Source organism: Iodobacter sp. BJB302, from assembly GCF_002735645.1.
In the GTDB taxonomy this organism is placed as follows: Bacteria; Pseudomonadota; Gammaproteobacteria; order Burkholderiales; family Chitinibacteraceae; genus Iodobacter.
In genome coordinates, this window is sequence record NZ_PDZG01000096.1 from 1 (window position 1) to 13,278 (window position 13,278).

At 50.9% G+C, this 13,278-nt stretch carries 5 protein-coding genes; 4 read left to right on the top strand and 1 reads right to left on the bottom strand.

Annotated features, from left to right (window positions below):
- Positions 1-317: 317 nt before the first annotated feature.
- The 4 genes from CSQ88_RS23500 to CSQ88_RS20415 all read left to right on the top strand — a co-directional run bounded on the left by CSQ88_RS23500 (position 318) and on the right by CSQ88_RS20415 (position 4,407).
- The gene (locus tag CSQ88_RS23500) at positions 318-794 is read left to right on the top strand and encodes a hypothetical protein (protein ID WP_257212691.1); all 477 of its coding nucleotides are present in this window, start codon (positions 318-320) and stop codon (positions 792-794) included.
- Between the two features lie 11 nt (positions 795-805).
- Positions 806-1,483 carry a DUF6708 domain-containing protein gene (locus CSQ88_RS23505; RefSeq protein ID WP_257212692.1) on the top strand — a complete coding sequence of 226 codons (678 nt, stop codon included), beginning with the start codon at positions 806-808 and terminating at the stop codon, positions 1,481-1,483.
- A gap of 415 nt (positions 1,484-1,898) precedes the next feature.
- The gene (locus CSQ88_RS20410) at positions 1,899-3,806 is read left to right on the top strand and encodes a rhomboid family intramembrane serine protease (protein WP_143449541.1); all 1,908 of its coding nucleotides are present in this window, start codon (positions 1,899-1,901) and stop codon (positions 3,804-3,806) included.
- A 193-nt stretch (positions 3,807-3,999) separates the two neighbouring features.
- Entirely contained in the window at positions 4,000-4,407 is a 408-nt protein-coding gene (locus tag CSQ88_RS20415) for a PH domain-containing protein (protein WP_099399914.1), read from the top strand.
- Positions 4,408-4,681: 274 nt separating this feature from the next.
- Here the strand turns inward: CSQ88_RS20415 and CSQ88_RS20420 are convergent, their stop codons facing one another.
- Positions 4,682-13,033, bottom strand: coding sequence for an autotransporter-associated beta strand repeat-containing protein (locus tag CSQ88_RS20420; RefSeq protein ID WP_099399915.1), 8,352 nt, complete (start codon positions 13,031-13,033; stop codon positions 4,682-4,684).
- Positions 13,034-13,278: the final 245 nt, after the last annotated feature.

Sequence of the window (13,278 nt, forward strand, 5' to 3'; positions counted from 1 at the left end):
AACAGGACGCAGTAATCCGCGGGTTGTGAAACGACGAACTAAGCATTTTGCAAGTAGAAAAGGCACGGAAATTCTTAATCAACGGCATAACTGGGGAATAAAAATCATAAAGTGAACAGCATTGTGTCTGTCCCCAGTTTTCTCTTTTACTGGTATTGGTATCGGTTTAACTATCGCTATATGGCTGTTTAGCGATAACGATTTAGAAGCATGGTGCGATCAGTCGTGTTTAAGGAAAAATAGAAAAGATAAGGGCTTTGATAGTGCAGAAGAAGAAATGGCTGCACTAGATGCCGCTGTAAAAGGGGTAAGTTAATATGTATTTTCTTGAATGGACTACTGCTTTAGGGCGGCGTAAGCATCGCTCGGGTAGCTGGTTTGATCAGATCCAGAAAGATATTGCTGAGGAAGAGCAAGAAAAGGAGCGCAAAGCATTGTCGGCGGGCGAAGTTTATGATCCAGATGCACGTCAGACAGATGTGCGGGAAAGCCGCTCTGAACTGGTGGATGATAATCATGCAATTTATGCTAAAACTGATTCTTACCTTGATGTCTGTACTTACAATGATGATAAACGTGGGTTAATTACCCCTGTTATCTTCTGTTTCCTATATGGCATCATTCCTTGGTGGCTAAGTGTTTTTGAATATACGAGTTCAATTTTATTGACGGGGTTACAGCCTGATGGGTCACTTATAGATGGCGAAGCAATAGCTGTTATTGGTATTGACTTATTAGCTTTACCTTTTCTTTCCTATGTTTTTTCCGCTATCTATTTAAATTCTGGCGATTAGAAGCCTTTACCATGCGGCGGCTTATCGTTCGCTTTAATCGTAAAACCCGTCAAGTCTATTTTCTTCGGCCTGCATTTTTAGGCGGCGTTAAAGTTTATGACTGGGAAATGATAGAGGCAGGGCTGCCAAAAGATATGCCGAATCATCAGGGTGCTGGTGGCATGTTGGTACTCGCTACCAAGGCAGCAGAATCGGATGACCCACATAGTGAGCAGGCGGTGGATGGTGCTTTTGTCGGCAATCCCTGCCGTGATTTTCAGCAGCTACTTTCATTCTGGGAATATATCCGCCGTTTTATGGAAGATGGTGCAGATGCCGTGCCCGTGCCAAAACGCCTGCGCAGTAAATGGCCTAATCCATTGACCAGCATCTTGGCGGTGTCCCGCTTAAATCTGCCAGGTGGCTTTGATTTGGGTCATTCCTTTTTATGGCTGCGTATCGCTTTAACACCCTTGTTTGTGTTCTGGGGAGTAGGCGGGCATTACGGCTCGCTGATGCTGAGCTACGAGCCTCGCTTTCCTAAGGACTTACGTGTGGCAAGCGGCGAATCCGAGCTTAAATCGTTGCTAAGCATAATTGCTTACAACCTTTTTCCCGTTATTTACACCGCCATCGGCGGCTGGTGCGTTTACGCTTGGTATAAAGATTTGGATGTGCAATTGCCATTGCGCTGGTTGGGTTGGATGTAGGAATACAATACAGGCACGGTTAATTAAATAATTAGCCGTGCCTGTCCCCAATTTTCTCAGGACCATTTTTTGAATGGTTGCTAAATGAATAAAAAAGTGATTTTCCAATACCATTTGGAAATTTATGGTGGATAAATGTGCATGGCTTGCTGCGGAGTAGATGGCTTTTATTTTATTAAGAGGAGCGGGTCTACTTTGCTGGAATAGGTATCGGTGCAACTATTGCCGTGTGGTTATTTTATTAAATCATAATTTGCGCAGCTTGATTTTTATTTTTATTTTTAGGTGTGAAGGGGTTTGAGAGGGTTAAGTCTCAAGCTGGATTGTTTAAAAACTCCATTTTAAAATGGTAATTAGATGCCAAAGAATCGACAGGCTATTCAAATAGTCTTTCAATTGAGGCGGAGATATATAATTGAATGAATTGGTCAAAATAGCCCCAATAAACCCACTTGGTTTATTGCGAACACAGTGGGCAACAGCCTTACTTATTACAATTAACCTTGCCGTATATGTTTGGATGGGGGCCCATGGAGTCCCTTGGATAGACCCTGAACCAATGGTGCTGCTGGACTGGGGGGCTAATCTTGCAGCGCTAACACTGACTGGTGAGTACTGGCGTTTGCTAACCAGCATGTTTGTTCACAGCGGAATGATTCATTTGCTGCTTAATATGTCCATGCTTCTGTTTATTGGGCCATTAGCACAAAAGCGTTTAGGTAATTTTGGCTTAATTTCAATTTACTTAAGCGCAGGACTTGTTGCTGGCTTTGTAAGTGCCTCGTGGTATGCCCTGAGTCAAGAAACAAATATTTTTGGGATGCCTGTTACTCGCTTAGTCGCCAGTATTGGCGCTTCTGGTGCTCTGATGGGGTTGGCCGTTGCGGTTTGTGTGTGGAAATCTTCTATTAATGAGCATGAAGAGGGGGATGCACTGTCCAATAAGCTTGGGCAGGTCGTGTTATTGAACCTAGGTTTAGGCTTTATTGTGCCTGGTGTAGATCAAGCCTGTCACATCGGCGGGTTGCTGTATGGCTTTCCCATGGGGCTGATCGCTTTGGCATTCAACCGACCTTCCTGGAAAAGAAGCGTGATGTATTTTGCTATTGTTGCAGTAACAACAGCCGGTGTATTTAAAGCAACTCAAGGCTCTGAGTCTGAAGAGTTGCGATTATTGGCCGATGAAGTTCGTAAACAGCAAAAGGATATGCGTAAACAAAAAGAACTGGAAATTGTGGCAAAGCAGCGGGATTTGCTTCACAAATCTGAGTTGGCAGCTCGACCTAAGCCCGTTTCTGCGGAGGAGGCTTCAGTACTGGCGATGGAGCCAATACTATCAAATAGCTATCAAAACCCTATATTTAGCTCCGATGGCCGACGGTTGTATATAACGGATCAAGAGGCCAACTCCCTAGCGGTTGTGGATGTAAATACTCGAAAAGTAACAAAAGTCATTAAAGGGCCCGAACTAAAAATCCCAGACGATGGCTGCGATAAAACTTGCCGTGGTATAGGGGCTCAGTCTGTGGCAATAAGCCCCGACGAAAAATGGGCGCTTGTGCCATCAATGGCAATCTCTTCTGTTGCATTAATAGATATTCAGGCAGGCGCTATTGTCCATATGTTTAAAGTAGGTAATCGGCCTGCCACAGCAGTTTTTAGCCATGATGGCCTTCATGCCTATGTAATTAACAAGGCAGATAACTCCTTATCTGTTTTGGATATGGCAAGACGTCAGGTTGACAGAGACCCGCTGCCATTAGGTAGCGCTGAAGAGCGCTTCGCACATTGGATTAGCCCAATACTTTTACTTTCGCCCGATGGCAAGCGATTACTAGCTAGCGACGCATCTTTGAGCCGCTTAGACTGGATAAATGTAGCTTCGAGAAAGATGATTACGCCTACTTTTAGCATGCCCGATAGCGTACGTTTTGCTTTAACCGATACCAAGATGGACACACTTTTGCTCCCCTCAGAGGACGCTCTGTTAGAGCATAAACTACCATCCTTTGAATCTTTACCTGGTTATGCATATTGCAATGCCAATGATGCCAAAGTGATGTCGGTTAGCCCTGATGGTAAATGGATGGCAGCTTATCGAAAGACCGAATCGGGGGAGATAGTTTTAATAAGCAGGCAGAGTATGAGAACGGTTGGGGTGTATCAGCTACCTGATGAAAAACCACACCAATTGTTGTTGAGTCCAGATGGTAATCACTTGGCTGTCTTGGTTAGCGATGGATTAAGGATTTATCCTTTGAGTAAAAGTATAAATGTCGTTGATTATGTCCAAAAAAATGGTGAATTTTTCTGCGATTCATGAAAATTGCCCGCTGCCTTAGCCTGCTGGAAATAACTGGGATCAGAGAGTAAAGTTAAGTCCGTTTTCTTTTGCTTTTGAGCTTTAAGCATTAGTAGGATTTAATTTTGTTCTGACCCCAGTTGTTGAAATATTTCGAGTGCTAATTCATACATCAACTGGTTTTATATTTTTAACTTACTATTTTAAAGAACAAATGAAAAAAGAAAAAATTCAAGAGCATATCGAATCACGTATAGTAAAAGATGATGCATTGGTTGGGTATTTTTTAGCTATTCAGCCCTTTAAATTCTGGTTGTTTTTACTTATTGGCCCTTTTGCAATACTAAGCATGAAGTGTTTTTATGTGGCGGTGACGAAAAATAATATCATGCTGCATTCGCTGAATATGTTTGGGAAATTTTCGGGAAGTGAATCATTTAAATTTAAGGAGATAGAAAGCGTAAAAATATCTAAAGGTATCCTTCAGCGGCCAATTGTCTTTAAATTCACTAATGGCAGAAGATTAAAGCTTAAGGCTCAGTTAAAAGGCAGGTCCAATGTTGCCAAGATAACAGAGCCTGTTCAGCAATATATTGAAGAAAATATCAAAACAATCCGATAACAATGTTATTTCTTGTAGTTTGTTGATTAATGAGTCTGTATTAATTGCATTTTTTGATAACTACGTGAGCAATGTTTGAAGCCTTCTGCCCGAGTGCTCCGCCATAGCTGGGTGGTAATTATTTTAGATTGCTCGCCGCCTATGAGAAAGCCGCCATGCAGAATGAGGGTGTTATTTTTATGAGTAAAAAAATACCGCTCACTTGGCTTGAGTGAGCGGCATGAAGCATATAGTTTATGCTGTGCTGGCCGGCATTGCCGGCCAGCGGCTTTAATTAAAACCCAAAATTCAAGCCTGTTTGCCCGCTATAAGTGCTTTCCTTGTCGTTCAGGTATTCCACCTTGCCAAACAGCGTGATGTCTTTGCTGAGTTTGTAGCTGGCGTTAAAGCCGATATTGGCGGTGAGATCTCTGTCTTTCACAAATTGAACCGGCGCGCTCACGCGCTGATCAATCGCTAGCTTGCTTTGCATATCGTCACGCTTATCGCTGAAGTGGCGCTCAATGCCCAGATCTGCGCCCAGTTTCAGGGGCTGATCTTTGGCGCCCCAAATCAAGGATGCGCCCAGCTGCCCGGTGAGCTGGGATGCGTCTGCGCTGCCCAGTTGCAGGCGGTGGCTGGAGCCTTGCTCGTCAAAGGCGTCGCTCATGACCTTGCCGTGGCTGAGGCTGCTGCGTGCCAGCACGGTGAAGTCCTGATCTGCATAGGCTTTGTAGCTGGCAGCTAAGCTGGCATCAATGCCGCGTGCGGAGGTAGAGCCGGTGATCTGGCCCGTTACGCCGCTGCGATCCAGATCGTAGGAATATTTGGCGTAAGCCACGCTGGCAAGGATGTTCAGATCGCTTAAAGGCTGGTAAGCAAGATAGGCTGTGACTGCCTGACCATTCACATTGCCTGAGCCAAAGCGCGCTTCCAGTTTGCCGCTGTTTACGGTTAAGACGCTGCCTAATTTTAGCGACTCGTTCACGCTGAATTCTGCGCCCAGGTAGTAATCATTGCGGCTGATATGCGAGTTGCCTGCCGATTGGCCGCCGCTGCGCATATAGCCTGCGTAAGCTGAGTTTTGCTCCTGATTACTTCTGGATTGCAGCAGGTTCAGCATGCTGCGCTTGCCCAGCAGGGCGTAATCGCTGATCGCGCCGTAATATTCTGGCGTGAGGCGCTCTGCGTTAGCGGCGACTGTTGCACCATTGGCGGTCAGGAATTCTCCTGCGTTTTTGCCTGTGCCGCTGGCAGTATCAATCTGGTTGATGCCCACATCGCTTGTGGCGATATTCATCAGTGCGGCGGCTGCGGCACGCTGATTAGGGTTGCTGCCCAAATCGGCGAAAGTGCTTTGCGCTAAGTTCAGCCCTGTTGTGAGCACCTGGCCGGTGGCCACATCAAATACGGCGGCGGCGTTTACGACTGCTGCGCCGTTGCCGGCCACGCCATCCAGATCAAATTTTACGGTGGCAAAGTGGCCGCTTACTTTTTTGGCCTTGCCATCCAGGTCTGCCATGATCTGGTAGACCTCACCCAGGCGCGGGGCGCTGCCACCGTAGGTTTGCACAATCAGCTCGCTTTGTTTCTCAAGCGTGATTTTGCCTGCCACACGGATCTGATCGTGGCCGCTTACGGCGGTGGTGTTTTGCAGCTCAGATTGCAAGGTGGCCGCTTCGGTGTAGTTGCCCAGCACGGTGATCATGCCTGGCGAGTTACCCGGAGCCAGCGTGCCTTCGTTGCGTAAATCACCGTTAAAGCTTAAGAAGCCCTGCACCTTTTTGCTATTGGTAAAGCTGCCGGTACTGGTGTTCACCATGCCGCCGCCGGTCAGCACTTCGTACTTAATGCTGTCGCTATTGTTCAGCGACAGCACGCCGCCTTTATCTACGGTGGCTGTGCCGGTGGTCACTACGGCGGTGTCGCCCACTGCAACCTGGCTGTTGTTCTGCACATTGATGCTGTCGGTTTGGGTATTGCTGCCGCCGCTGATATCCAGCTTACCGCCGGTGCTGATTAAATCGGTTTTTACCGCGTTAATCTTGCCGGTAAAGACGCCGCCGTTGGTGACGATCAGCTTATGGGTGGTGGAGTTCACCGTGCCTGATCCGTTCAGGGTTTTGATCGTTTGATCGCCGCCTGCCAGGATCATTTCGCCCGTTTTATCAATTTGCACCGTGGCGTTTTTATTCAGGCGCTCTGCTGCGCCTAAAGTCAGCGCGCTTTGATCATAGATATGCACGTTTTCTGCCGCGCTTGTGCCATTTAGCGTGACTTTGCCGTGGGTTTCCAGCGTGCCGTCACCCAGATTGGCATTGACCACCGAGCCATCGTTCAGGGCATAGTTGCTTGCGCTTAAGGTGCCGTTACCAATGATGTTGCCGCTGTTGCTCAGGCTGGCAATCTTTTGATTAGCATCGATTTTCAGCGTGCCATCGTTGCTGAGCTTAGCCGTTGCCGATAAGCCGCCATTTTGGTCATTCAGTGTGGCGGGGCGGGCGATATAAACATCCTGGCTGGCCAGCTTGCCGCTGAGCGTGATTGCGCCTTGCTCAATGCGGGTTGCGCCCTTGTAGCTGCTCTCGCCCGTCATGCTCAGCATGCCGCTGCCTTGTTTTACAAAGCTGCCCTTGCCGGATGCATCACTAATCTGGCCGCTGAACAGGCTGTCGGTGTTTTGCTGCAGCGTTAATTTGCCCGCGTTTAAATCCAGCTCGCCGACGCCAGTAAGCTGAGCGATCGTTTCATTGCCGCCCAGCACCAGCTTGCCCGCAATGCTGACTTTGGCGGTATCCAATAAACGATCTGCCGCGCCCAGGGTGGTGATGCCAGAATCAACTTTGACCGATTCAGCAGCGCTAGTGCCGTTGAGCGCAACATTGCCATTGGCAATCAGGCTGCCTGAGCCAAGGTTGGCGTTGATGACAGATCCACCGTTCAGCGCGTACGTTTTAGCGGTGAGGGTGGCTTTGCCATCATCTAGGCTGGCGTTGATGGTGCCGGTGTTGCTCAGCGCGGCAATGGTGTCGTCATGGTTTAAATTAACGATGCCATCGTTATTGAGCTGAGCAAGATCCGCCAGGCCGCCTTGATTATTCGTCAGCTTGCCGTTCTTTTGCACGCTGATATTCAGGCTGGCAAGCGTGCCATCCAGCGTGATGCCGCCATTCTCAATCCGGGTATCGCCAATGTAATGGTTTGCTCCCGTCAGGGTGATGGTGCCTGTGCCTTGTATGACCACGCTGCCCTTGCCGGTTTGCGCGTCATTGATCTGGCCCGCAAACAGGGTGTCTTTATTTTGCAGCAGGGTCAGCTTGCCGCCATTAAGATCAACAAGACCACTAGCCTTGCCCGCCAGCGTGCCGATGGTTTCATTGCCGCCCATGATGAGTTTGCCATCGACGCTGATATCACTCGTATTCAGCAAACGCTCTGCAGAGCCCAAAGTCAGGGTGCCACTGGCCACATTCACGGTTTGGGCCGTGCTGGTGCCGTTCAGTGCAACCTTGCCATTGGATGTCACCACGCCTGTGCCCAAATTGGCGTTAATCACCGAGCCATCGTTCAGCGCATAGGTTTTGGCCGTGAGGGTGGCTTTGCCGTCCGCGCTTGCATTGATGGTGCCGGTGTTGATTAACGCCGCAATGGTGTCATCGCTGTTTTGATTAACGATGCCGTCGTTGTTTAGCTTAGCCAGTGCAGAAAGGCCGCCCTGGTTGTTTGTGAGCGTGCCGTCTTTTTGCACGTCCAGATTCAGGCTGGCCAGCGTGCCATCTAAGGTAATGCCACCCTGTGCGATGGTGGTGTTGCCCAGGTAATGGCTGTTGCCGGTGAGCGCCAGCGTGCCTTTTCCTTGCTTAAGCACGCTGCCTTGTGAGGCACTTGCATCATCAATCTGGCCCGCATAGAGCGTGTCTTTTTCTTGCTGCAGCGTCAGCTTGCCGCCATTCAGATCAACGATGGCCTTGGCTGTGGTACCAGCCAGTGTGCCTATGGTTTCATTGCCACCCATGATCAGGGTGTCGTCAACGGTTACATCGCTGGTGTTCAGCAGGCGTTCAGCGGCGCCAAGGGTCATCGTGCCTTGCTTAATGTGCACGGTTTTGCTGACCAGGGTGCCGTTCAGCTGCACTTTGCCGCCATCAACCGTGGTGTCGCCACTGAACGTGTGATCACCATTGAGGGTGATTTCGCCTGTGCCGTGTTTCAGCAGCGTGCCTTTATCGCCGTCTTTATCCTGAATCACGCCATCAAATACGGTGTTGTGGTTTTGTTCTAGCGTTAGTTTGCTGCCGGACAATTCCACCACGCCGCTTGCCTTGCCTGCCAGCGTACCGATGGTTTCATTGCCGCCCATCACCAGCTTGCCGTTGACCGTTACATCGCTGCTGTCCAGTAAACGCTCTGCTGCTCCCAGTGTCATCACGCCGCTGTCTACATTTACGGTTTGGGCGGAGCTTGTGCCGTTCAGTGCGACCTGGCCATTGGAGGTTACAATCCCTGTGCCCAGATTGGCGTGAACCACAGAACCTTGGTTCAGCGCATAGGTATCCGCTGTCAGCGTGGCTTTGCCATCGGTGCTTTTGTTGATGGTGCCGGTATTGACCAGCGCTTTAATTGTGTCATCGCTGTTTTGATTGATCACGCCATCGTTGTTGAGTGCAGCCAGTGCAGATAAACCACTCTGGTTATTGCTCAGCGTGCCATTTTTTTGCACATCCAGATTCAGGCTTGCCAGCGAGCCATCCAGCGTAATGCCGCCATTTGCAATGGTGGTGTCGCCCAGGTAATGGCTTTTGCCTTTAAGCGTCAGCGTGCCTTTGCCTTGTTTTAATACGCTGGCTTGATTGCCAAGGCTGTCGTTAATCTGGCCAGAGAACGTCGTGTTTTTTTCTTGCACCAGTGTCAGCTTGCCGCCGTTTAAGTCCACCACACCGCTGGCTGCACCGGCCAGCGTGCCGATGGTTTCATTGCCGCCCATGATGAGCTGATCGTCGACTGTTACATCGGCAGAATCGAGCAGGCGCTCGACTGATCCCAGAGTTAGCGTGCCTTGCTTAACGTGCACAGTCTGGCTGACTAGCGTGCCGTTCAGCTGCATCTTGCCGCCATCAACGGTGGTGTCGCCACTGAAGGTATGGTCGCCATTGAGGGTGATTTCGCCCGAGCCTTGTTTGACCAGGCTGCCTTTATCGCCTTCCTTATCCTGAATCACGCCGTCAAAGATGGTGTCGTGGTTTTGAACCAGTGCCAGCTTGCCACCGGATAATTCCACCACGCCGCTGGCTGCACCGGCCAGCGTGCCGATCGTTTCATCTCCGCCCATGACCAGCTTGCCGTCCACGACAACATCGCTGCTGTTCAGTAAACGCTCGGCCTTGCCTAAAGTCATCACGCCATTTTTAACAAAAACGTCGCTGGCAGCGCTTGTGCCGTTGAGCAGCACATTGCCCTGGGCGCTTAATTCGCCTGCGCCCAGATTGGCGTTAATCACCGAGCCATTGTTCAGTGCATAGGTTTCTGCGGTCAGCGTGGCTTTACCATCGCTGCTTGCATTGATCGTGCCCGTGTTCACCAGGGTTTTGATGGTGTCGTTTTGGTTTTGATTAAGCACGCCATCATTATTGAGCTTAGCCAGTGCAGATAAGCCCCCCTGGTTGTTGCTCAGCGTGCCGTCTTTTTGCACGTCCAGATCAATGCTGGCCAGTGTGCCTTCCAGCGTAATGCCGCCCTGGGTGATGGTGGTTTTGCCAAGGTAAGCGCTGTCGCCCGTCAGGGTGAGGGTGCCTGTGCCTTGTTTTAATACGCTGGCTTTATTGCCCTGCGTATCATTAATCTGGCCTGCAAAGGTGGTGTCTTTGTTTTGCTGCAGGGTCAGCTGGCTGCCGGATAATTCCAGTACGCCATCAGCCTTGCTGCCTGCCAGCGTGCCTATGGTTTCATTGCCACCCAAGACCAGCTGGCCATCCACGGTTACATCGCTGTTGTCGTCCAGACGCTCGCCGCTGCCCAGCATCATTTTGCCGCTGGCTACATTGACTTTTTCTGCGGCACTGCTGCCGTTGAGTACGACGTTGCCATTGGCGGTCAGCTCACCCTTGCCTAGGTTGGCATTGATGGTTGAGCCATCGTTTAGCGCATAGGTTTTAGCGGTCAGCGTGTTGTCACGGCCGTTGATCGTGCCGGTGTTGGTGAGGCTGGCAACGGTGTCATTGGTATTCAGATTAAGCGTGCCGTCATTATTAAGCTTGGCGTCCTGATGCAGGCCGCCTTTGTTATTGATCAGCACCGCGCCTGCAGAAATATCCACGCTCTGGCTGACTAAGCTGCCATCCAGTGTCATCGTGCCTGCCTTGATCTGGGTCTGGCCTTGATACGTGTTGTCGCCAGACAGGGTGAGATTGCCTGCACCTTGCTTGATGAGATTGCCTTTCTCGCCGCTGATCACGCCAGAAAAAGTGGTGTCGCCGCCTTGATTCAGCGTCAGGGTATTCGCGGCCAGCGCCACTTTGCCTGCGCCTGCCAGCGTGCCAATGGCCTGGTCGCCGGTCTTGGTCAGATCAAACCGGGCCTCTTTTTCAACGACAACTGCGCCATCTTTATTCAGCGAGGCTTTGTCGGTCAGTTGCAGATTGCCTGCCTTGATGGTGGTGCCACCTGCGTAGGTATTGTGCGCATTCAGAATCAGCTCGCCCTTATGGCTGGCATCGCCCACCACCAGGCTGCCGTTGGAAATCACGCCATCCATTTGTGCGTGTTTGCCGTCTGCCTGACCTGGGTTAAGCAGAATGGTGGCTGTGCCACCCGCGATATTAATGGCGTTTTTAAAGGTGACATTGTCGGTGGACGTGTCCGAGCCAAAAATCAGCGCATTATTGCCGCCCACAAAGCCTTCCTGGCCCCATGTGCGTTCACTGCCGCCGTTCAGGCTGACTTCTAAATCACCGCCTGCTGCTGCAAAGCCACCCGAGCCTGTCCATTGCACGCGGTCTTTGGCTGTGCCGGTATAGCGGTCAAACTTACCGCTGGTTTCCAGTACACCGCCATCATGATTGCCGGTGAAGTTGATATTGCTGTGCTCGTGGATGCCTTCGCCGTCTTTGGCGTGTAAAGCACCGCCTTCAATTTTGGTCTGGCCGGTGTAGGTGTTTGCGCCGTTAAATACCACCAGCCCGCTTTTAACGGTGAGATCTGCACCGTTGCCGCTGGCGATGCCAGAGCCATCTAAGCCTGTTTTGCTGTCGTCGGCAATGCTGCCGTTAAAGGTAATGGTTTTGCCCTTGCCTGCATCCAGAACAACGGTTGAGCCTTTCATCATAAAGAGATCTGAGCCAGCCTCTTTGCCTGCCTCGCCCTGATGATCGTCATTATTATCGCCGCTGCCGCCACTTACATTGCCGCGATCAAATGTGGCATCGCCTTTGATGGTGAGCTTGCCGCCTGCGCGAACAAAAATCGAGCCGCCAAGGCCAGAGCCGCCTGCGCCACCTTCACGGTTGCCTGCATTGCCGCCATCTCCCATGCCGCCTTTGCCCGCAGCAAAGCCGCCTTTACCACCGTCGCCACCATCACCCGGGTCGTGGGCGTGGGTGGCATCATTGCCGTCACTACCGTCACTGCCGCCATCGCCGCCTTGACCGCCACCCGCGCCAAAGCCGCCTGTGCCGCCTGCACCGCCGCTGCCGCCTGCGCCACCGACTGCTCTTGAGTCGTTGTACGCATCGCCACCTTTTCCGCCTTTTCCACCCTGGCCACCGCCCAGGAATGCGAGGCCTTTGCCGCCATCGCCGCCGCTGCCTCCGGCGCCGCCAAGGCCCGCAGATCCGTGTTTTAACACTTCAACCGTGCTGGCAATCAGGTAGGCCGTATCAACCCCTGCTTTTACGCCATCGGCAATAACTTGTGCAACGTCTGCTGCAAGTACTGTACCCAGCCCTGGCGCTAAACCCGCAGTGACGAGGCCAGCGGTAGCGGCAGAAACAGCTGCAGTATGTCCGCCTACAGCCGCTGCATTTCTTACGGCTACAGCAATGTTATAGACTTGATCGGCAACCGCTTTGACCGTGTCAGCGCTGACTGCAGAGCCGTCGGAGCCAGATCCGCCCGAGCCACCTGTGCCGCCTTCGCTGCCATCGTCACCGTTGTAGCCATTGAGTCCATTGCCGCCGTTGAAATAGGCTGAGCCCGATTTAGCATCGTCACCGTTGACGCCACTTGTGTTGGCCTGGTTTTTGGTGAGACCATTTAAGCTGCCCCCAACCGTGCCTTTCCCACCATCTCCGCCCACGGCCGAATTGCCTGAGAAATTCACATTATCCAGCACGACTTCTGCGCCGCTGTTAATGAAAATAGCGCCGCCCAAACCCGCACCGCCACCGCTGCCGTCGCCACCCTTGGTGGTGAAGTTTTTGACGGTGGCGTTTGAGATATTTAATTTGCCCGATTCAACAAAAAAACCGCCGCCTTCATTGCCATTAATTTCATTATTGCTGTCCACAGCAGCGGTGTACTCAGTGGTGACGACCATCTTCGGTGCGGCGGCTGCGCTGCCGAAAATCATCATGCCGGTGACGGCGCAAATGGCAACAGAGATAAATTTACCCTGGGATTTGGTTAAGCGATGCGATAGTTCGATGCGTTTCATGGTGGTCTTTGTAAGAAGTTTCAAAAAAGAATCAAGCAAATACGCCGCGTACTTACAAAACATTTGTAAGCTTGTCTTAAAAATGAAATATTTGAGCCAAAGCAAGATGGCAGGGCGGTCGGTAATTGTCAAGATAGTTGAGATGTTTTTACGATTTAAGCGACCTGTAATTCCTCGCTTGTTTTAGGCTCAATAGCCCGGTCGGGGTTCAATTGCACTTCATCTTGCCAGCTCCAGTTCCGAGT

Coding starts and splice junctions, on each gene's coding strand:
- CSQ88_RS23500 (WP_257212691.1), top strand. CDS start 318: ATGTATTTTCTTGAATGGACTACTGCTTTAGGGCGGCGTAAGCATCGC.
- CSQ88_RS23505 (WP_257212692.1), top strand. CDS start 806: ATGCGGCGGCTTATCGTTCGCTTTAATCGTAAAACCCGTCAAGTCTAT.
- CSQ88_RS20415 (WP_099399914.1), top strand. CDS start 4,000: ATGAAAAAAGAAAAAATTCAAGAGCATATCGAATCACGTATAGTAAAA.
- CSQ88_RS20420 (WP_099399915.1), bottom strand. CDS start 13,033: ATGAAACGCATCGAACTATCGCATCGCTTAACCAAATCCCAGGGTAAA.